This is a genomic window from Flavobacteriales bacterium (assembly GCA_021739695.1).
In the GTDB taxonomy this organism is placed as follows: Bacteria; Bacteroidota; Bacteroidia; order UBA10329; family UBA10329; genus UBA10329.
Genome location: JAIPBM010000030.1, coordinates 26490 through 46260, shown reverse-complemented (window position 1 = coordinate 46260; position 19771 = coordinate 26490). Strand labels below are relative to the sequence as shown.

22 protein-coding genes and 1 riboswitch are annotated in these 19771 nt (G+C 44.5%); of the genes, 4 read left to right on the top strand and 18 right to left on the bottom strand.

The genetic code is table 11. The features are described 5' to 3' along the window. Positions 1-7: 7 nt before the first annotated feature. The 6 genes from K9J17_15720 to K9J17_15695 form a co-directional block, all read right to left on the bottom strand. A complete protein-coding gene (locus tag K9J17_15720; protein MCF8278175.1) occupies positions 8-445 on the bottom strand; it encodes a hypothetical protein in 438 nt (145 codons plus the stop codon). Then, positions 427-1353, bottom strand: a complete 927-nt coding sequence (locus K9J17_15715; GenBank protein MCF8278174.1) for a hypothetical protein — start codon at positions 1351-1353, stop codon at positions 427-429. Before K9J17_15715 ends, K9J17_15720 begins: the two co-directional genes overlap by 19 nt. A 208-nt stretch (positions 1354-1561) precedes the next feature. Next, a complete protein-coding gene (locus K9J17_15710; protein MCF8278173.1) occupies positions 1562-2890 on the bottom strand; it encodes a hypothetical protein in 1329 nt (442 codons plus the stop codon). A gap of 110 nt (positions 2891-3000) precedes the next feature. Next, the gene (locus K9J17_15705; protein ID MCF8278172.1) at positions 3001-3516 is read right to left on the bottom strand and encodes a hypothetical protein; all 516 of its coding nucleotides are present in this window, start codon (positions 3514-3516) and stop codon (positions 3001-3003) included. A gap of 227 nt (positions 3517-3743) precedes the next feature. Further along, complete coding sequence (locus K9J17_15700; protein MCF8278171.1) at positions 3744-3938, bottom strand: hypothetical protein; 195 nt, start codon at positions 3936-3938, stop codon at positions 3744-3746. 33 nt (positions 3939-3971) lie between these two features. After that, positions 3972-4889, bottom strand: coding sequence for a hypothetical protein (locus K9J17_15695; GenBank protein MCF8278170.1), 918 nt, complete (start codon positions 4887-4889; stop codon positions 3972-3974). A gap of 78 nt (positions 4890-4967) precedes the next feature. On the opposite strand from K9J17_15695, the gene K9J17_15690 reads away from it, so the two are divergent. Continuing rightward, entirely contained in the window at positions 4968-5294 is a 327-nt protein-coding gene (locus K9J17_15690) for a nucleotide pyrophosphohydrolase (protein ID MCF8278169.1), read from the top strand. A gap of 69 nt (positions 5295-5363) precedes the next feature. Here K9J17_15690 and K9J17_15685 read toward each other — a convergent pair whose 3' ends face one another. The 3 genes from K9J17_15685 to atpD all read right to left on the bottom strand — a co-directional run bounded on the left by K9J17_15685 (position 5364) and on the right by atpD (position 8052). Beyond that, on the bottom strand, positions 5364-6107 hold the full coding sequence (locus tag K9J17_15685; protein MCF8278168.1) for a hypothetical protein: 744 nt from the start codon (positions 6105-6107) through the stop codon (positions 5364-5366). Positions 6108-6235: 128 nt separating this feature from the next. After that, positions 6236-6475, bottom strand: a complete 240-nt coding sequence (atpC, locus tag K9J17_15680) for an ATP synthase F1 subunit epsilon (GenBank protein ID MCF8278167.1) — start codon at positions 6473-6475, stop codon at positions 6236-6238. Between the two features lie 71 nt (positions 6476-6546). Further along, positions 6547-8052, bottom strand: coding sequence for a F0F1 ATP synthase subunit beta (gene atpD / locus K9J17_15675; GenBank protein ID MCF8278166.1), 1506 nt, complete (start codon positions 8050-8052; stop codon positions 6547-6549). Between the two features lie 398 nt (positions 8053-8450). Between atpD and K9J17_15670 the strand changes: the two genes are divergently transcribed. Genes K9J17_15670 through K9J17_15660 form a run of 3 tightly spaced genes read left to right on the top strand, consistent with a single transcriptional unit; the run spans position 8451 to position 10385 of the window. Continuing rightward, positions 8451-9374 carry a bifunctional riboflavin kinase/FAD synthetase gene (locus K9J17_15670; GenBank protein ID MCF8278165.1) on the top strand — a complete coding sequence of 308 codons (924 nt, stop codon included), beginning with the start codon at positions 8451-8453 and terminating at the stop codon, positions 9372-9374. After that, a complete protein-coding gene (locus tag K9J17_15665) occupies positions 9371-9970 on the top strand; it encodes a leucine-rich repeat domain-containing protein (GenBank protein MCF8278164.1) in 600 nt (199 codons plus the stop codon). The genes K9J17_15670 and K9J17_15665 overlap by 4 nt, the downstream gene beginning before the upstream one ends. Before the next feature lie 55 nt (positions 9971-10025). Next, positions 10026-10385, top strand: coding sequence for a hypothetical protein (locus K9J17_15660; GenBank protein MCF8278163.1), 360 nt, complete (start codon positions 10026-10028; stop codon positions 10383-10385). A 29-nt stretch (positions 10386-10414) separates the two neighbouring features. Here the strand turns inward: K9J17_15660 and K9J17_15655 are convergent, their stop codons facing one another. The 9 genes from K9J17_15655 to K9J17_15615 all read right to left on the bottom strand — a co-directional run bounded on the left by K9J17_15655 (position 10415) and on the right by K9J17_15615 (position 18902). Continuing rightward, positions 10415-10885 (bottom strand): methylated-DNA--[protein]-cysteine S-methyltransferase, encoded by a 471-nt coding sequence (locus K9J17_15655; protein ID MCF8278162.1) that lies wholly within the window; start codon positions 10883-10885, stop codon positions 10415-10417. A 24-nt stretch (positions 10886-10909) separates the two neighbouring features. Further along, positions 10910-13363 (bottom strand): TonB-dependent receptor, encoded by a 2454-nt coding sequence (locus K9J17_15650; protein ID MCF8278161.1) that lies wholly within the window; start codon positions 13361-13363, stop codon positions 10910-10912. Then, positions 13348-13444: riboswitch (TPP riboswitch) on the bottom strand. (Overlaps the previous gene by 16 nt.) A gap of 26 nt (positions 13445-13470) precedes the next feature. After that, on the bottom strand, positions 13471-14727 hold the full coding sequence (locus tag K9J17_15645; protein MCF8278160.1) for a divalent metal cation transporter: 1257 nt from the start codon (positions 14725-14727) through the stop codon (positions 13471-13473). A gap of 57 nt (positions 14728-14784) precedes the next feature. Beyond that, on the bottom strand, positions 14785-15174 hold the full coding sequence (locus tag K9J17_15640; protein ID MCF8278159.1) for a GxxExxY protein: 390 nt from the start codon (positions 15172-15174) through the stop codon (positions 14785-14787). A 230-nt stretch (positions 15175-15404) separates the two neighbouring features. Beyond that, a complete protein-coding gene (locus K9J17_15635; GenBank protein ID MCF8278158.1) occupies positions 15405-16793 on the bottom strand; it encodes a TIGR00366 family protein in 1389 nt (462 codons plus the stop codon). 9 nt (positions 16794-16802) lie between these two features. Beyond that, entirely contained in the window at positions 16803-17327 is a 525-nt protein-coding gene (locus K9J17_15630; protein ID MCF8278157.1) for an ATP-binding protein, read from the bottom strand. Further along, entirely contained in the window at positions 17318-17884 is a 567-nt protein-coding gene (gene pnuC, locus K9J17_15625) for a nicotinamide riboside transporter PnuC (protein MCF8278156.1), read from the bottom strand. Before pnuC ends, K9J17_15630 begins: the two co-directional genes overlap by 10 nt. A 7-nt stretch (positions 17885-17891) precedes the next feature. Beyond that, positions 17892-18167 (bottom strand): hypothetical protein, encoded by a 276-nt coding sequence (locus K9J17_15620; protein ID MCF8278155.1) that lies wholly within the window; start codon positions 18165-18167, stop codon positions 17892-17894. 3 nt (positions 18168-18170) lie between these two features. Continuing rightward, positions 18171-18902, bottom strand: coding sequence for a geranylgeranylglyceryl/heptaprenylglyceryl phosphate synthase (locus tag K9J17_15615; GenBank protein ID MCF8278154.1), 732 nt, complete (start codon positions 18900-18902; stop codon positions 18171-18173). Positions 18903-19771 lie beyond the last annotated feature (869 nt).

Sequence of the window (19771 nt, the reverse complement as noted above, 5' to 3'; positions counted from 1 at the left end):
GTCTTTTTCAGGGGCGGAAAACGGTGATGGTATCGCTTTCAACCAATTCGCTCCAGTTTCCTTTCCTGTCCTGAATCCTTACTTCGAATTGAAGTTTTTCTATCGAGTCGTTTCCTAAAATGAAGAGGTTATTCAACTTGACAGTCAATCTACCTTGAATTGGCACATTGGCATCTATTGGAGCCAAGGGTTGCACGTGGTAAAGGTCTTCGTATTGCAAGCGACTATCCTTTACGCTCAAAGACGTTACGTTCGGGTCGAGGTGGCCGAGGTCGCCATTGTAATCGTAGTAATTGAAGCTGATTGTCACCGTATCGCTGAACTCTTCGACTAGCATTGGTTCAACGCTAAGGTTGGTGATTTCTGGAATATCAGAATGCACCTCTTTGCAAGATGCAAAAAGCGACACAGCCAAAAGGAGCATGATCAGTTGACGAATTGCCACGAGAAGTACTTTTTAATGTAGAGCATGCTTCCGTCCTGCGGGATTTCGGTAGTGTCGGGTTGCACAGGGTCTTTGAGATAAACGCGCAGATAGTAAGTCGTGTCTGTATTGGCTGGGAATGAGCCAGCATTGAAACTGAACTTGTGCTGGAATTCGTCCTGTTGGCCCAAGAAGGTATCGTGTATTTCGGGAGTACCCAACAGTTGAAGGTCATAAGTTGTGGAGGTGGTATCAAACTGATCGATTCTTCCGCTCATCTTCACCTTGGTGTAAGAGAAGTTGTTCAAAGGTGTTTCCAAGTCGTTGATGGAAAACCAAACATCTACATTCTGTGCACCCAAAGGCACTTTTATCCGTTCGCTCACATCGCAGCCAACGCCATCTGCCTTGGCATAAATACCAGCAATTCCCGGTTGTTGGTCGTTTACATTCGGAACGTTTCCGAACATATCTGGCGCGCCATTCATGATCCAAGTGCTGATATTGCTCAGGTGTTCTGTCTTCGTGGCGTTCCATTCCGATTCAGGATCGTAGAAAGCATCCAAGGGCATGATACCTGAAATGCCATCAATGTCCTCGTTCAAGCGAAGCCAAAGAATGGATTCGGAAAGACTGCTTGGTTTTACACGATACGTGTATGTTTCTGAAGGATCATTCTTCGTGACCGCCTGATAAACCAAGGTATTGTAAGCACTTTCGATGGTTCGGAAATCAGGTTCAAAGGTGCCATCGTGGCAACCCGAATTGGCGCAGGTCGGTTTGAAGATGTTCTGGTGCAAGCCCACAAAACTGGTTGGGTCAATATTCTCGATATTGGTTGTGTCCTCTGGCGGAAGATTGTTCGGGTCATCGAAAGGATTCTTCTCGTCCTTGGTGCAACTGCTGATGGAAAGGAGGAGAAGAGACAAGAGACAGAGAGATAAGGTGCTGTGAATGCAAGAAATCCCCCGGCCTACGGCCACCCCCTTTAAAAGGGGGATGGGACTCAGTGCTCCTTTCAGACTCACTCGGCTCTCACCCAAATGTGGCATCCGCCTTTGGTGCAGGACGGAGCTCATTCCTCCTTTGAAAGGAGGAGCCGAGGAACGAGGAGGAGGATTGTTTTTAAGTTCCATATCAGATTCTATCGAATAATGATTGAGCTGTGGATGAGATGAAACCGCTGTTTCCTACATCTTCCTTAAATCCAAGTATTTCGGCAATGGTTGGGCAGTTGTCTGCCGTTTCTCCTATCTGGTTTCCAACACCACCGCGGACGAGGTTTGAGGGCACATTCGGACCGACCATTTGTGTAAATACCCGTTGCGTGTTGGCATCTGAGTGGTCGAAGGCCAACCAATCGTTCTGATCTTTGATAGGATTGGGAGTCAGGTTCCTTCCACATTCTGGAGAAACCAACATGATGGTGTTGTTGGCCATTTCGGGTATCTGTTGAATCTGATTCCATACATGTCCTACAGCATGATCGGCACGATGCAATGCAGAAAGGTAACCCGTGTAATCGCTGTGGCAGGCATCCACCGCACCCAGATTGAGTACGGTCAAAGTCGGTTTGAACCACTTCATTACTTCCACCGCGTAAGCAGCCGTGTTCAGGTCATTATTATCGGAAACAGGAGGCTTGGCAATATTTCCGCCCAAATTATACATCTGCCGCAGGAACAATTTGATGCTTTGCTTTTCATCTTCCGTGTTGTAAATGGTTTCGATGGTTCCTCCAACGTTCTCAAAATTGTTGTCGAGGAAGTACTTCATCTGGTAAATCGGGTCGAGTTCTTCTTCCGGATGATAGATCTTGGCGTTGGACAGATGATCTTCTCCCTGCGAACCAAAGGTGATGCTAGGAGCCAAGAAGTTGGCGCCATACTTCGCACCATAATCGGGGTGCTGACTGTAATTCATGAGTGGCGTAGAGTTGCCAATTCCACTTCCGACAAACCAGACCTTTGAGGCTGGTGCTCCCAAATGCCTACGTGTGTATTCAAAGATGGTGGGGTTAAGCGGTTTTTGGCGCAAGCCCTGTGAGTAAAGCGTATTGCCCTGAAGCAATGCATTCATCCCTCCATAATGCCCTGCATGGCTGCTTCTTACTTCTCGGAAGAGCGTGCCTTGCTGCTGTAATGTTGAACTGAGAATGGCTGGAATTGGCGTGTCGCCAGCTAGATTGCCATCAATTCCGTACACGATCTTCTGTGTTGGAGGCGCACCATCCAGCATGTTGTACATGATATTCCCTTCTACCTGAATACCTTGGCTTTGTGCCAAATAAGTCTGCTCAATGCTTTCCTGTTGGCGCACACCTCCGGCAAACATCACCATTACCACATGCTCTGCCAATTGCGAACCCGTGGCTGCAAACAATCTTCCCGAAGGCAGGATGTAAGGCGCTAGGAATGCTCCCGTGGTGGCAGCAGCTGCCTTCTTTATGAATCCTCTACGTTTCATGGATTTTGAATGAAAAAGACCACGGTCGACAGTCGATGGTCCATAGTCTGCGAGCAGCAAGCTATGGTCTGTTGTCTATAGACTATGGACTCGTTCATCGTTCTTAATTATTAATAGTATTGATATTCATTTGAAAGGCCGAAAGCGAAATACACAAGCTCTGGTTTCACGTTCGGATGTGTGCTGATGTAGTTCTTAAAATATTGACGTTCTGCTTCGGTAGGGTTCCTCACCAAGAAACGGTTGTATGTTTCGGTAATGAATGCATCCACATCGGCACGCATTTCTTGTTCTGTCGGTAGAATAACGCCTCCCGAATTCATGTAATTACTGATAAGCACCTCGTGCACCAGGTCCTTGTCGCCAATGGACTGCACGCATTCGCTGGCCTCAAAAAGATCATCGCTTGAAAGTGCCGTTTGAAAAAGATTGGCATAGAGAATGGCTATGTATTGCTGATCTGATTTCAGCTTGGTTTTATTCGCGTTAGGAGGGAGAATGGTCTCTTCGTTCACCTCGTAGAGTTTCTCCTTTTGGCAACCTGCTGCAAGTAGAAGCACGAAGCACGAAAGAAAAAGAAATACGAAAGAAGGAACCTGCGGCACCTTTGGTTTCGAGTTTCTCATTTCGAATTTCTTGGTTGTCCGAATTGTGGGTGATAAACTGTTGATATGAAATCCCCCGCCTCGTTCCTCGGCACCCCCTTTAGAAGGGGGAAGGGCCGCATTGGTTCCCTCTAAGGCGCAAGGTAGTAGGCACGAAGACCTCTCATGAAGCACTTGAATGGATATGTACGTTCTATTATTCATTCTTAATTAGCTCCGCTGAACTTCGTTTCATCATTTTTCATTACTCAAAGTGTGCATGTTCGTCCTTGATGATAAAATCCCCCGCCTCGTTCCTCGGCACCCCCTTTAGAAGGGGGAAGGGCCGCAGTGGTTCCCTCTAAGGCGTAGGGAATAAGGCGTAAGGAAAGCGCAGAAACACTTCTGCCCAGCGCAATGTTCTTCATTTTTGAAAGCACATCATTTGACTGTACATTTTTCATAGCACTTACTACTTATTACTTACTCCTTTAAGCTTAATCAAAGTGTGCATATTCATCCGTTACCATAATAGCGCGTTGCACCTTCTGAAGGTCGTGATCAACCCACAGATCAACCATCAAGTTGTTTGTTTCTGCGGTGGAAGGTTCACGTGCAAGCAGCACCTGATACGACCACACGATCAATCCTTCATAGAACTCCCGTGATCGGACCAAGATGTCGATATACTCGGTCTTGTTCTGGCCAGAAGCGCCTAGCAGTGTTCCCGGTTGGTTGTATTCGACCATGTTGAAGCCCGAATAGAACTCAGACTGTGAAGGATATCGGAAGAAAAGGTTATCGAAACTGGCATTGATGAAATTGAAGGTGTTCATGTTGATCTCGTCATACACCGCATTGTTGATCATCCGTGCGCACATCTCGCCAATGCCGATGGCTCCGTTCATGTAATCTTCTTCTGAGTTCAGAACCGATTGTAACTTCCGTACCGCTTGGTGCCTATCGTACACTCCTTCCCAATTCCCGTTCAATGAATCGCTCAGAATGCCACTGGCTATGGGGCCCATCACTTCCTGGATCTCTGCATTGGATGCCGCCTCCATAAAACGCGCCTTGCCCTGCTCATACAAGCGGTTGTAATAGGCATGCTTGTACGATATATCGCCTGGAATGTATTGTTGATTTGTCTGAAGCTTCAAGATCATCGCCTCGCGTGCCTCCAAACTCAAGTCAGCTGCTTTCAACGTTTCGCGCTCTGCATTCATCTCGGCATCCAAGGGTTCTCTTCCTATCTGGTCGATGTAAACCCGATTGATGTAGTTCTCTATCAACAGGTCAGATACCTCCGAATAGTACGGTGCATCGTTGTCTGGCACCAGGTCGGGGTCTTTCTTGCAGCCTGTGGCTACCAGCAGAATGGATAAAAGAAAAAGGGGAAAACGTTGATGCTGCATTTCGATGGACAAAATACGTCTTCATCTTTTGAGTTGCTGTCGTGCAGTTTCATTTCTTTGTTAACAGAAGAGTTAAAGATGACAATCCAAGAAGCGCAAAAAACCGTTGACGAGTGGATCAATACCACAGGCGTCCGTTATTTCAATGAGTTGACCAATATGGCCATGCTTACAGAAGAAGTAGGCGAGGTGGCGCGCATTATTGCTAGACGTTACGGTGAGCAATCTGAAAAGGAAAGCGACAAGAACAAAGACCTAGGCGATGAAATGGCCGATGTGCTGTTTGTATTGATATGTCTGGCCAATCAGACCGGTGTTGATCTTACAGAAGCATTAAAGAAGAACTTGGAGAAGAAGACGGCAAGGGATTCTGAAAGGCATCAGAATAATCCGAAACTTAGGTGAGTTCAAGGTTTAAAGTTCAAAGTTCCAGGTGTCCAGTACTTTGAACTTTAAACCAGGAACTTTGAACTACTAATATTCCTTTTTAACCGTTTGGATGAAATTGATCATTTGAATCCAATATTCGGTTTCGCCTTCGGTTCCTTTATCTAAACAGGCGGCTCCATGAGCACCACCTTTTGGAGGCGCGAAGTAGATTTTCTTACTACTCTTAACAGCATTGGCAATGGGATCGGTGTATTTCTTTTCGTCTGCACCACAGGCAATAAATGTGGGTTTTGTAAGATGACTTGCCTCTTCAGCCACGTTGAGTTTCTTTCCAAAATATTCTCCCGGACTGAAAGCAATCACCGCTTTAACCTGAGGCATTTCGTTGGCCAGCTTAATGGCCAAAGAGCCTGAATAAGAACTTCCCAGAATGATTACAGGTTTGCGTGCAATGATAAACGCCTTCTCTATAGCAGCACGCATGTCAATTTCCGAGTCCATGTATTCCGTTCCCAAGCCAGTGTTCTTTGCCAGTACGTAGGTTTCATTCACAATGAAGTTCGCTTCTTTTCCAGAGCGGAGGTCAACAGCAATGCAGTTCACTTCCAGTTTATTCAGCTTTACTGCAATTCGTTGAAACTCACCGCGACTTGATTGCGCTTTATGAAAAAGCACTACCCAAGGATAATCTGGGTTTGCTTCATACATATCAGCAGTAATGGTAACGCCATCTTTTGATGGAAACTTGACCCGTCTGGATGTTTGCGCGCTAAGGTTGGAAGTGCTCAATAATGAGAACATCACTAACCCTGAAAAAATCAATCTCATCATTCTCGAAAAATACGATTGCATACGCCTCACTTGCAATTTATGTTCCATTTTTTCAAACAGACTACCAACAAAAAGCCCCATTCGAAAACGAACAGGGCTTTTAATTGTTTTATTCAATAGTAAGATTACTTCTCAGCAAGAACGATCACCTTATTGTTGTTCATCTCAACAACTCCTCCAGCTATATCGAAATATTGGATGTCACCATCAGCTGCTTCCACTTTCACTCTTCCTTTTACAAGGGTCGAAACGATAGGAGCGTGATTGTTCAGTATGCCGAAAAGACCTTCTTTTCCAGGAAGTTGTACGTGACGTACTTCTCCTTCGTAGATCTTTTCTTCTGGTGTTACTATTTCAAGGGTCATCGTTACTGGGTTATTGAGTTATTGGGGTTATTGGATTCCGGTTAACTGTTAACCAATAACCATTAACCGATTTACGCCTCTGCCATCAATTTCTTACCCTTCTCAATTGCTTCCTCAATAGTTCCTACCAAGTTGAAAGCTGCTTCTGGGTATTCATCTACTTCACCATCCATGATCATGTTGAAACCTTTGATGGTATCAGCAATATCAACAAGCACACCTTTCAGTCCGGTGAACTGCTCTGCCACGTGGAATGGTTGAGAAAGGAAACGTTGTACACGTCTTGCTCTACTAACGATCAATTTATCTTCTTCAGAAAGCTCATCCATACCAAGGATGGCAATGATATCCTGAAGTTCTTTGTAACGCTGAAGCGTTTCTTTTACTCTTTGTGCCGTATTGTAGTGCTCATCACCAACAACAGAAGGCATAAGGATTCGTGAAGTTGAATCCAATGGGTCAACCGCAGGATAGATACCCAACTCAGCGATCTTACGAGAAAGTACCGTGGTAGCATCCAAGTGAGAGAAAGTAGTTGCTGGTGCAGGGTCAGTTAAGTCATCCGCAGGTACGTAAACCGCCTGCACAGATGTAATAGACCCTCGTTTAGTTGAAGTGATACGCTCTTGCATCAATCCCATCTCAGTTGCCAATGTTGGTTGGTAACCTACCGCAGATGGCATACGACCAAGAAGAGCCGAAACCTCAGAACCTGCTTGTGTAAATCGGAAAATGTTGTCGATGAAGAAAAGGATGTCGCGACCTCCTGATTTCTCATCTCCATCACGGAAATACTCAGCAATTGTCAATCCTGAAAGAGCAACACGAGCACGTGCCCCAGGAGGCTCGTTCATCTGTCCGAATACGAACGTTGCTTTCGATTTTTTCAATGTTTCTGGGTCAACCTTAGAAAGGTCCCATCCACCTTCTTCCATTGAATGACGGAAAGCATCACCATAATCGATGATACCAGCCTCAATCATTTCACGAAGAAGGTCATTTCCCTCACGTGTTCTTTCACCAACACCTGCAAACACAGAAAGACCACCGTGTCCTTTGGCAATGTTGTTGATCAACTCCTGAATAAGTACGGTTTTACCAACACCAGCACCACCGAACAAACCGATCTTACCACCTTTTGCATAAGGCTCAATAAGGTCAATTACCTTGATTCCAGTGAAAAGAACCTCAGTTGCAGTAGAAAGCTCTTCAAATTTTGGTGGAGCCTTGTGAATTGGATAACCACCAGTTTTATCGCAGTCAGCCATTCCATCAATCGGGTCTCCAACCACGTTGAAAAGACGACCGTAAACCTGCTCTCCAATTGGCATTGAAATAGGAGCACCCAAAGCGCGAACTTCAGTTCCACGGCTCAAACCGTCTGTAGAATCCATTGCAATGGCACGAACGGTGTTCTCACCCACGTGTTGTTGGCACTCAAGTGTTACAACTTGTCCATCTGGACGAGTTACTTCAAGTGCATCCAGAATTTTTGGAAGTTCTCCATTGCTATTGTCAAAGCTGATGTCCAAAACTGGACCAATGATCTGAGCTACTTTACCTGTTAGAGCTGACATTTATAAGTTGTTTTATACCGTATTAAAAAGGCTCGTTTTTCGGACTGCGAAAGTAGGTCTTTCGTTCTGCTTGAACAAGGCATGTTTAAAAAATGTTGACAAGCCTTGATAACCTGTTAAATTTCAATTCAAAATCAAGTGTTTTGGGCGTGTCCCCAAGCTGCGCAAGGGGTCGGGCTGTACGCTCTATCTTTTTTGCCCGAAAGCAAAAAAGGATGCCGCTCCCATCCCTCACGCGGTGCATCTAGCTAACGTCATTGCGAGGAATTCTTTTCGGGAATTCCGTGGCAATATCCATCTCCAAGTCAGGTTGCTTCAGTTGTCCTTTCTTCGAAAGCGCGGACGTCTCTAAGCCGTACCTACTTATTTGGATATTTTTGTCGCCCCAAACAGAACAGTTGAAGGTTTACCATTCCATAAGCGAATTCCAGAAAGTCAAAGCTGCGGTTGTTACAACAGGAACCTTTGATGGCGTTCATCTTGGCCACAGAAAGATCATCGACCGTTTGAACGAAGTTGCCCAAAAAGTGGACGGTGAAAGTGTGCTACTTACCTTTCATCCGCATCCGCGCATGGTTCTTTTTCCAGACGATCACGGCTTGGAACTCATCACCACCATGAACGAGAAGATTCAGTTGTTGGAAGATGCAGGAATTCAGAATCTCATCATTCATCCTTTTACAAGAGAGTTTTCACGGATCACATCCTTGGATTTTATCCGTGATATTCTGGTAGATAAACTCGGAACTTCTGTACTGGTAATTGGCTACGACCATCATTTTGGCCGCAACCGCGAAGGAAGCTTCGAGCATTTGCGTGAGTCTGGACCGTTATACGGTTTTCAGGTAGAGGAAATTTCTGTTCAAGACGTGGATGATGTGGCAGTGAGTTCCACTAAGATCAGAAAGGCACTTCAAGATGGCGATGTAGCCACAGCCGAAAAGTACCTTTCATATCCTTACCAACTTTCAGGAACCGTAATTCATGGCGATAAGCTCGGTAGAGAACTCGGATTTCCAACGGCCAATATCCATATAAACGACCCATTGAAGGTGGTGCCAGCAAATGGCGTTTACGCTTGTTTCGTGTTGGTGAATGGAAAGAAATTCAAAGGCATGCTCAATATCGGCATGCGTCCAACCGTTGAAGGAACCAAAAGGCGGATTGAAGTCAATATCTTTAACTTCGACCATGATCTTTATGGTCTAGGGTTGACACTCCTGCTGAAAGATCGAATCAGGGACGAAATAAAATTTGAAAACGTGGAGCAGCTGAAAGAGCGACTGATCATTGATAGGAATCTTGCAGAAGCCATGCTATGAGGATTTTTCTGCTGCTCTTATTTTGTCTTGCAAGCAGTTCTGTTTCATCTCAGAATTGGAATCTAGAAGCCCTCGAAACGGAGATCTACCAATATACCTCGCTCGAAGAGGCACTTGCCGCTCCGCGAGATAGCGTCTACAGTTTAAAACTAAAGGACAGGCTCCGCGAAGTTCCGCCAGAAGTATTCACCGCGTTTCCAAATCTGCAGTGGCTGGATCTGAGTAAGAATCGCTTGACGGAGATTCCGAAGTCGGTCGGTTTGTTAAAAAATCTTAAAAAGCTCATTCTTTATAAAAACAAAATCGTGTCGCTTCCAGCAGAGATCGGTGAACTCGAAAACCTTCAGGAATTGATCATCAATCAGAACGAATTGGAGTCGTTACCGATGGAGATAGGAAACCTCAAGAAATTGAGGTATTTAGATATGTGGAGCAACAATATCACACGTTTGCCGGGTTCTGTGGCCGAAATGTATGCACTCGAAGAGATCGATCTTCGCGTGATCGTGATGACCCAATCGGAGCAGGAAGATATTAAGATTCTATTGCCAAATGTGAAGGTTCAAATGGACAGTCACTGCAATTGCGGCAACTAGTGGTTGCTTGTTATTTGCGTAGACATTTTCTACTTTCAAGCGCAAATTCAAACCCATGGGAAATTCCTCTCTCAGATCGTTGGTTGTCTTCTCCATATTCGCAGCTTGGATTTTGTTCGGTTCATGGTCTGGCGGACCAGCTCCAGAATGCAAGAATGATAGTTTGGCCATTGTTCGGGTCATTCAACCGATCAACGAGAAGTTTCAAATAAAGCCAGTGGTCTTTGTATCAAAAGGACTGGGGAAGCTTGATGAAGTAAAAGTCACTGATACGGAACTCGGAAATGGTGACTTGGTTTTGAAGCAGAAACTGACAGATTTCCTGTCTCATGGTTATACCATTCAGTCAGCAACAGAATCTTCTGAGGCTGGCATGCAACTCAATACGTATTACCTGAAGAAAAAGGTGATCTGAGATCATTTTCACGTTTCTCGTTTTCGCGTTCAAAAAAGTGCGGTTTGGGCACTTTCGTGTTCAAGCAACCACTGCTTCCGTTTTAATCCTCCAGCATATCCAGTCAAACTTCCATCACTTCCAACTACCCGATGGCAGGGAATTATTATCGCGATCGGATTTTTGCCGTTAGCCGTTCCTGCAGCGCGAATCACTTTCGGGTCGCCCAAACGTTTTGCCATATCCATGTAAGAAATGGTTTTCCCGAACGGAATGCTTTGCAGCTCTTTCCAAACGGTTTTTTGAAAATCCGTTCCTATTGGTGCTAATGGAATATCGAATACTGTTCTTCTTCCCTCGAAGTACTCTGTCAACTGCAACGAACAGACTTTGAGAATTCCATCTGTTGGTTCCGCGTAATTATTCGCGTCATCATCTACGAAATGTACTTCAGAAAGGGCTCCGTTTTCTTGGGTTATCTTGAGCCAACCGATGGGCGATTTTACAAATCCAACATTCATACACCAATTATAAGGACAATCTGATCAGAACTTCAACGTCAGCATGGTCATGAAGTTGAAGCCAGCCTGCGGATATTGGAAGTTCTCTGTAGTGGTTTGACCGCCATAAATGTAAGAGAACGTGTAACCGTTTGATGAGTAAAGCTGATTGAAGATGTTGTTTAACTGAACACCAACTCCAATTTCCTTAAAGAACTTCCAACTAAGGCTGTAGTTCAATCGGATGTTGTTCACTACGTAGGCGTCAAGCATTCTGTCTTTGCTCGAAGTATTATCTAGGAATTGCTTGCCAACATATTTTGTAATGAATGATGCGCTCAAGTTCTTGATGGGTTCGTAGGTCAGGTTGGCGGCAGCAATGTAATTGGGGGAAAACGCAATATCTGTCAGGCCGTGATGAATGGCCACTTGTCCACCGTTGTCGTAATCATCCACGTATTCTGTAAAATCCCAGATTTTGTTTTGACTCCAAGTGAAGTTTCCAGAAATGTTCAGGTTTTTGAGGATGTTCCAAGTTCCCATTAATTCAATTCCGTAGCGGTCGCTCCAATCTACATTTTGACGGGTGTATGAGCCTACATCGTTTATGCTTCCAGTCAGCACCAACTGATTATGGTAAACCATCCAATAAGCGTTTAATCCAACAGAATATTTTCGGGCTTTACGTTCGTATCCGAGCTCCCAATCGTAAAGTGTTTCGCTGCTTGGGCGCGATAGCTGTGTGCTTTCTACAATATCTGTTCGTGCAGGTTCGCGGTTTGCCATGGCAAACGAAGTATAAAAACGATTGCGGCTGTTCAGGTCGTAATTGATCCCGAATTTCGGATTGAAGAAGTGCCAGTTCAATGTCTGTTTCTGCACAGTCACATCTCCAAACAATTCAGCATACGGACCAACAAAACTGTACTCAATAGTGCGATGCTGAAAATCTCCGAACAAGCTCACTTTTGGATGCACGAAATACGTGGCCTTTACATATACATTGATGTCGTTTTTGCTCGCATTGTTCTCGTAATACCGATGGTCGATGTTCTGGTATACGGCCAGATCAGTGCCGATAACTTCTCCGAAATGTTTGCCGTGGTACTGGTTCCATGCGCCACCGAATGTTGCAGAAAACCGTTTGCCTGAAGTATAATTGATACTGAAAGTGAAACCATAAAAATGGTTGTCCAGCCAACGTCTTCTGATGATGTTGGCCGTAGTCACCGTATCGTTTCCAATAATTTGGTTCTCCAAACCGTAGTCGGCCAAATTATCACCCAAGCGCTGCTCTTCATAATATCCGCGGCCACGTGTGTAATGCCCATTTAGGTTGAAGGTCCACTCGCGACTGAACTCGTGAGACATGATCAGCTGATAATGCGTTTGCTGATAATGATCGATCTGATTTGGGTACATATAATAGTTATACGTCCGTCCACTATTCAGCAGGTTAGCAGAATCGGCTGGTGAAAGGTAGTTTCGAGCAACGTAGGCGTTCATGCCAGCTGTATCGCCATTTACTCTCGATTCAGGAGTTCCGTACCAAGATTGATAGGTCTTTTCCAAACCGCTGATGACATTAAAACGAATCAACGTTTTCTTTCCATGATATGCTGCTGATGCGTATGCAGACCACAAGCTGGAACTTCCTCGGTCTACATACCCATCCGAAGAAATTCTGCTCAAACGGGCATCAATTGTAAATCGGTTGGCGATGAGTCCAGAACCAGCGGCAACGGTATGTCGCCATGTGTTGAAGGAACCATAGCCGTTCACCAGATTCACATACCACTTCTTATTAAGTGTGTTGGTCTGCATGTTCAAACTGGCTCCAAAAGCAGTGGCACCATTGCTACTTGTTCCCACGCCTCGTTGAACTTGGATATTGTTCAAACTTGAGCTCAGATCAGGCATATTTACCCAAAACACTCCGTGAGATTCTGAATCATTGACAGGAATTCCGTTCAGCGTTACATTGATCCGTGTTGGATCTGTACCGCGGATTCGGATTCCCGTATAACCAACGCCAGCACCAGCATCGGATGTAGAGACAACACTTGGTTCCAATTCCAACAATTGTGGAATATCCTGACCGAAATTTCCTCGCTTGATGGTTTTCGCATCCACTTCGGTATAAGCCATTCCAGTATTGCGATTGGCACGTGTGGATGCAACCACGGCTTCATCTTTTTGATACGATGTAGGATTCAAGTAGAACTGGTGGCGTGTTTCCTGACTAGCCAAAACCGAAATCTCCGCAGCATCAAAACCAATGAAACTGAATTGAAGTTTCACGGAATCGGCTTTGCCGTAGATCAACCTGAAATTGCCTTCGCTATCGGTAACCGTTCCACTGAATGTTCCAGCTACAAGCACATTCACACCTAGGATAGCAGTGCTATCCGTTGCAGCGTAAACCGTTCCTGAAATTGTCTGAGCCTGAATTTGTAAAGCGCTAAGGACAAGCGCATGCAATAGAAATAATTTCTTCATCTTCTTCCGCCAGCATTACCTGGATCAAGTTAAAGGGTATGATCTCAGCCGCAGATTTTCTGGGCACCCCTGATGGCGGCAAAGTTACGTGGAAAAAAACGGAAGAATCAAATGAATTCGATGGCAATGAAGCAAATGGCGAAACCAGTTAGGAATACGATTCCTGCCAAGCTGAGCACTTTGAGCCAAAGACCAGGCTGAAATTCTTTTCGAACGAATTTCCCACTTACCAAGCGAAAATTGACAATGGCAATTACCGGAGCAATAAGGAAACTGATGGACGTGGCCAGATCAACCAACACTTTCATGTGTTTTCCAAAAAGGAAAATAACCATGAAAGCGCCTATGGCGATAACGGCTAACGATGCGTTGTATGCTTTTTTCGAGCCGAGATTCTGATCGTTAGGAAGAAAAAGGAGCTCAATTGTTCGTTCAAAACTGCGTGAAAATCCATCAAAAACGGCTATGCAGGTGCCGAACATGATGCTGAATGCAGCCGTTGCAATGATCAGATAGCTCCAATCGCCAATGTAATTTGTGTACAATCCTACAACAGCATTGGCAAATTCTCCGCTGCTGTTCGGTAGTTCTGTTCCCGAGCCATAAAGCATGAATGAGCCAAGGGTTACAAAGCATATGGACAGTACGGCCGAAATCAAATAGCCCAAATTGAATTCGGCAAGGGTTTCTTTCAGGGTGGGTTTGTAGCCTGACTGCTTGATCCGTTCCAATGTCCAAAGGCTATTCCACGCGCTCAGGTCAATCGCTGTGGGCATCCAACCCATCAACGCTATGATGAAAAGGATGCTTGTTTCGCTCCAAATACTTGGTGGAACGAAATCTGGTAATTGCGGATTTGGCTCTTTGGCTAGCGCTAGAAAGAATGCGAAAACGGTTGAAATAAAGAGCACAGCACCGATCACTTTTGTGATTTTGTCCAATAGTCCATATTTGCCACTTGCTAGAATTCCAACACAGACCGCGAATAATCCTCCTGTGGCATAAACGCCCCAAGAAGTTATTCCAAACAGATTTTGAAGGAAACCGGAAGTCACTGCGCCAACGGCAGCAGATACAAATAGCATGCTGACGATTGTGATTGCAAAATAGAGCCACAGCATCCATTTTCCGATACGTTTATAGCCGTCAATCAAGCTTTCGCCAGTGGCGTTTGCGTAGCGACTTCCATATTCAAAAAAGGGATATTTGAACAGATTGGCAGCTATGATGAAACCTACAAGCGCAAATCCATAATCAGCTCCGGCCCGCGTGCTTTGCACCAAATGCGAAACGCCAATGGCGGTGCTCGCAAATAGGATTCCCGGGCCAAGTGTTTTAAGGAAATTGGTCAATTGTAGTTTCACTGGACGATTGCTTTACACAGAGATAAGTTGAGGAAATGAGAAGCACAGAGTTTAGTGTCATAAAGCAAATCGTTTCACTCCATTTTTCAAGTATTTGACCTTATAATTGATGAGTAATCCAAGAGGAAATCCACCAAGTTGCATGTAAGTGAGAATTTGTGCTGTGTGAACATCGGTTAGTTTTTCAACCGTTTTGAGTTCAATCACCACTTTGTCTTCCACAAGAATATCGATTCTGTATCCTTGGTCCAACTCAATGCCTTTGTAATTAACAGGCATTTTCACTTCGGTTTTTAGATTTAGCCCCAAGTTTTCCAATTCCATTATCAGACAGGTTTGATAGACTGATTCCAATAAACCAGGTCCCAATTCGCGATGCACTTCAATGGCAGCTCCGATAATTAATCCGGTCAGTTCAGAATCGTCAGAATGTTCAAATTTTCCCATTATTCATTTTTTAACGACTCCCTGTGTATCTCAAAATCTCTATTGAATCTCTGTGTAATTAAAAACATCAGCAGCACATTTTCTCATATTGCATTTTTGTCGACACTCTGTGTATCTCAAAATCTCTATTGAATCTCTGTGCAATTAAAAACATCAGCAGCACATTTTCTCATATTGCATTTTTGTCGACACTCTGTGCATCTCAAAATCTCTATTGAATCTCTGTGTAATTAAAACATCAGCAGCACAATTAGGAATATCACAGATCCTACCCCCATTAATGCAACGGTATAAGGTACAATTTCCTTCGCTTTAAGTTCTGTTATTCCCAATAGTGGCAGAGCCCAAAACGGTTGAAGCATATTGGTGAGTTGATCTCCGTAAGCCAATGCCATGATGCTTTTGGGAATGTTGGCGCCTAACTCAACGGCAGCTTGCAGAATGATCGGCCCTTGTACGCCCCACTGCCCGCCACCGCTCGGAACGAAAACATTTACGATTCCTGCACTTATCATGGTGAAGATGGGAAAGGTGGTCTGATCTGAAATGCGCACAAAAAAATCTGAGAACGAATGTACCAGCCCCGAACTGTTCATTACTCCCATAATGCCGAAATAAAGCGGAAACTGAATGAGAATGCCAGATGCGCCACCGATGGCTTCGTCAATGGCTTTCAGAAATTTGAAGAAGCTGCGGTGAAGTAATACGCAAGAACCTAAAAGCAGCAAATTGATGAAGTTCGGATTGATAAAACTAAAACCAGCGCTTGGGAATGTTCTTATGGCGATGAAAACGCAATAGCCACCAATTGTCAATCCGATAATGCTCGCGAAAATCTTGGAGTGATCCAAACGCTCTGCACCAACAATATCAATGGTTTCCAAGTGAGTTTTTGAACTAGGAATAGGCAGGAAGTTCCCGCTTTTAGATCGTTTGCCAAGAAAATACATGAAGAGCGGGAGAATGAAAATGGCTAAGAGTGTAGCTGTCAGATTCATTGGTCCGAAAACGGTCTCAGAAAAAGAGATGTGATCGGGCAAAAGCGACAATTGTTCTGGTGAAACGATGTCTTTCATTAAAGATGTAATGTGACCTTGCTCAGCCACTTTTATAGGCGCAGAACCAGAAATACCTCCGTGCCACACCATCAATCCGGAATATCCAGCTGCACCAATGAGCGGGTAATTCAGGTTGATGTCATTTCTCGCAGCATGTTCGCCAACTTTTCGTGCTAAAATGGCTCCGAATATCAATCCCAAGCCCCAATTGAACAGTGCAACTAAAATGGTAAGCAGCGTTACGATGGCTGCTGCATTTGCTGTGGTGTTGCAATATTTTGTAGCGAAGCGGATGATGGAATCGACAGGTTTCGTTAGCGCTAGAGCATGACCGAGAACCAACATCAGCATCATCTGCATGGCAAATACCATCAACGGTGCATTCCAAAGTCCTTGTTCCCAAAAGCCGAGAATTTCGGTTAGTCTTCCAAATCCCGTTGCAGTAGAATCGGTCAGACCAACAGCCAAAACCATCGTGATGATGGTAAGCACCACGGCTATTGTAAATGGTGCCGGAAGTAAAGTTTTAAATGCTTTTTCGAAAGTTGCCGATAAACTCATGCAACCAAATTAAGCCAATTTCATTTGACTGATGATGTGTAATGCAGCCTTCAGTCTTTTGTCTCCTGATCCTTTTACAACGTAGTATTCAGCTCCAATTTTTTTGAGGGCTGTTTCATACTCGTTAAAAAGCTGCATCAGATCGTTCGGGTTTTCGCGCAAAGGATCCGGTTCCCAAATAAGATCGGGGTATGTAAGAAGGTATGTTCTAGGTACTTGCTGATGGAATAATTCCTCAATCCTTGTGTCAACGCTTCCGTATTTGAACTGATGCCATATCATGATCACCAAAATATCCGTGTCGCAGAAAAACGGTCCATTGGATTCTGCAAAGTGCTTTTTTTCTAATTCGAGCTGTTTTTGCGCGATGGTAAAAAGGTCATCTTTTTGGTAAGATTCATTTTTGGAATCGAGGAATTGACGCGAAAATTCAGGAATAACATCGCCATAAAAGTGGTTGGACAGGTCATTGGCTAAAGTGGTTTTTCCTGTGCTTTCTGGGCCAACAATGGCTATGACCTGCTTTACATCCATCCGAAATACGCGGCAGTAACTAATATGGTATATGCGAAATAAAGGGCTGATCCAAAGTAAAGTTCGCGCTTCCAGTAAAGATGAATGGACACAAGATCGATCGCGATCCAATAAAGGTAATTTTCGTGTACATAATTCACCATCACCCAAGTTGCAATCAAACTGAAAACGGTGGTGAATGAATCTTCCAAGACCATTTCTGCCGAAGTGAATTTTCTCAATAGATAAGCACTGGCAAAAGTTCCAACAGTGCCAATTGCAATCCAAGTAGCATGCGTCTGCCAGCTCCAAACGATGGTTTGCCATTTAGCATTCATCGTTACGTAACCATAAATGGCCATAACCACATAAAAAAACTGGAGAAAACTTTCGGCAAAAATGCGTTTCTCGTAGCACAGATACGTGAAAATGGAAGCACCTACAAACGCGAAAAGCCAGCACCATGCGCTTCCTCGTATATAAAGAAGAGTGTAAAGAAAACTCGAGACAACAGCGACCGATTCGTAAATCCGTTCAGAAGTCCAAAAGCTTTTTGAAAATAGTTGCGATAAAACCATCAACGGTTTATGTCCATTGGCTGGTATCCCAGCGGTCGGGCGGCAAATGTGTGTTGATGATCTTCGATACCACAGCAATTGCAATACCTGATTCCATTGACGGTTTGAGAGCTTCCGAGTACGCTGTCATCACTTCATCATACTCACCGAAAACCTGCGTGCTTACGCCATTTGTAATGACCTCAACGTGCTCAAACTTATTAAGCCTGCGAAGAAAATCCTTGACGGCTTCTTTGTAGCCGTCTGTCAACGGATACATCGTTATTTCGAGTGTAACTTGCATTTTTTAGAATCTGGCGCTGGCCATTTCTGCGAGCAGCGATCCGTTTTTTTCAATCGCATTGCCAACAACAACAACGGTTGCTCCAGCATCAAAACGGGCTTTGGCCATTTCGGGCGTTTTCAATCCGCCACCTACAATTATCGGCACATCCACATGTTCAGCCACGCGTTTCACCATACTTTCAGAAACGGAATTCAACGCACCACTTCCGCCATCCATAAAGATGGTTTTCATACCGAGCATTTCTCCAGCCATGGCAGTGCAGGCGGCAATATCATCTTTATCATGTGGCAACGGATTGGTGTTGCTCATGTATGAAGCGGTGGTCGGCCTTCCGCTGTCGATTAGCATATAACCGGTCGGGATAATTTCCAATCCGCTATTTTTCAACATGGGCGCAGCCACCACGTGCTTTCCGATCAGCATTTCAGCGTTTCTTCCCGAAATCACCGATAAAAGTAGAATCGCATCAGCATTTGGAACGACCTGCATGTTATCACCTGGAAATAGAACAACAGGAATATTGCAGTTTGCCTTGATAATCTGAATACAGTCGAAAAGTGTATTGCTTACTAATAGACTTCCGCCTACAAAAAACATGTCAACGCCTGCGTTTTGTGCTGCAATTGCGGTGCGCTCCAGTTCATTTCCGCCTGTCTTATCAGGGTCAATAAGAAGCGAAAAGAGCTTTTGGTCTTTTGCTTTGGCTGTATGAAGATGGTTCAGTACTTCCATGTTTCGATTTGCAAACTTAAGGAATGAACATGGTTTTTGTTGTGTTTTTCGATGATCATATCATGTAATGCTGACTTAAATTATAATGATCAAATCATCTCGGCAACCAATCTTAGAACTTACCGTTTAAAACATTGTTGATATGGCGATAGTTAGTGTTTGGATAAACTCGAACCATTGTCGAAATTGCGGCAGCATTTTTCATGCGTTTAAATAAGCAGCGAAATATCTTGTTCAGGTCAGTGTCAATAATATTGGTGCTCGTTTGTGTCGTGTGGTTACAGAATGCCTCAGCACAGACCTGTACTGGTTTGGGTACCAGTCAGTTTTCAGATATTATTCATGTTGCTGTTTCTGGTTCCGCAAGCGGATCAGGTTCAGCGGATGATCCAGTCGACCTTCTAACAGGATTGAGTATGATTGGTGGCAATGCCGATAAGGTTTACTTGCAGTCGGGCACTTACGTGATTTCGAATGCGCTTAATATGCCAAGTAATGCTCAGCTTATCGGAGGATTCAATTCGAATTGGATAAAAGATAATTCTGCCATCACGACAATTTATCGTGATCAGTCTAATTTTCAAGTTGGCCCGCCACGTTTAATCGGAATTTCGTGTATTGGTCAGTCCAATTTTAGAATTCAAGATATTACCATTCGTACGAGCAATGCCCTTGGACAAGGGGTTACAACCTATGGTGTATATCTGAATAATTGTTCTGATTACCAGATTGTCCGATGCGATATAATTGCTGGAAATGGAGGAAGTGGAAACCCAGGTGCGCCTGGCGCTTTGGGAATCTCAGGCGCTCCCGGAGAACCAGGACAAACTGGAGAAGAGCATTCCTGGGGTAATAGGTCTGGCGGTAAT

Bases quoted from the DNA above. Each gene is read 5' to 3' on its own strand.
- K9J17_15710 (MCF8278173.1), bottom strand. From the start codon at position 2,890: ATGAAACGTAGAGGATTCATAAAGAAGGCAGCTGCTGCCACCACGGGA.
- K9J17_15705 (MCF8278172.1), bottom strand. From the start codon at position 3,516: ATGAGAAACTCGAAACCAAAGGTGCCGCAGGTTCCTTCTTTCGTATTT.
- K9J17_15700 (MCF8278171.1), bottom strand. From the start codon at position 3,938: ATGAAAAATGTACAGTCAAATGATGTGCTTTCAAAAATGAAGAACATT.
- K9J17_15695 (MCF8278170.1), bottom strand. From the start codon at position 4,889: ATGCAGCATCAACGTTTTCCCCTTTTTCTTTTATCCATTCTGCTGGTA.
- K9J17_15690 (MCF8278169.1), top strand. From the start codon at position 4,968: ATGACAATCCAAGAAGCGCAAAAAACCGTTGACGAGTGGATCAATACC.
- K9J17_15685 (MCF8278168.1), bottom strand. From the start codon at position 6,107: ATGAGATTGATTTTTTCAGGGTTAGTGATGTTCTCATTATTGAGCACT.
- atpC (MCF8278167.1), bottom strand. From the start codon at position 6,475: ATGACCCTTGAAATAGTAACACCAGAAGAAAAGATCTACGAAGGAGAA.
- atpD (MCF8278166.1), bottom strand. From the start codon at position 8,052: ATGTCAGCTCTAACAGGTAAAGTAGCTCAGATCATTGGTCCAGTTTTG.
- K9J17_15665 (MCF8278164.1), top strand. From the start codon at position 9,371: ATGAGGATTTTTCTGCTGCTCTTATTTTGTCTTGCAAGCAGTTCTGTT.
- K9J17_15660 (MCF8278163.1), top strand. From the start codon at position 10,026: ATGGGAAATTCCTCTCTCAGATCGTTGGTTGTCTTCTCCATATTCGCA.
- K9J17_15655 (MCF8278162.1), bottom strand. From the start codon at position 10,885: ATGAATGTTGGATTTGTAAAATCGCCCATCGGTTGGCTCAAGATAACC.
- K9J17_15650 (MCF8278161.1), bottom strand. From the start codon at position 13,363: ATGAAGAAATTATTTCTATTGCATGCGCTTGTCCTTAGCGCTTTACAA.
- K9J17_15640 (MCF8278159.1), bottom strand. From the start codon at position 15,174: ATGGGAAAATTTGAACATTCTGACGATTCTGAACTGACCGGATTAATT.
- K9J17_15635 (MCF8278158.1), bottom strand. From the start codon at position 16,793: ATGAGTTTATCGGCAACTTTCGAAAAAGCATTTAAAACTTTACTTCCG.
- K9J17_15630 (MCF8278157.1), bottom strand. From the start codon at position 17,327: ATGGATGTAAAGCAGGTCATAGCCATTGTTGGCCCAGAAAGCACAGGA.
- pnuC (MCF8278156.1), bottom strand. From the start codon at position 17,884: ATGGTTTTATCGCAACTATTTTCAAAAAGCTTTTGGACTTCTGAACGG.
- K9J17_15620 (MCF8278155.1), bottom strand. From the start codon at position 18,167: ATGCAAGTTACACTCGAAATAACGATGTATCCGTTGACAGACGGCTAC.
- K9J17_15615 (MCF8278154.1), bottom strand. From the start codon at position 18,902: ATGGAAGTACTGAACCATCTTCATACAGCCAAAGCAAAAGACCAAAAG.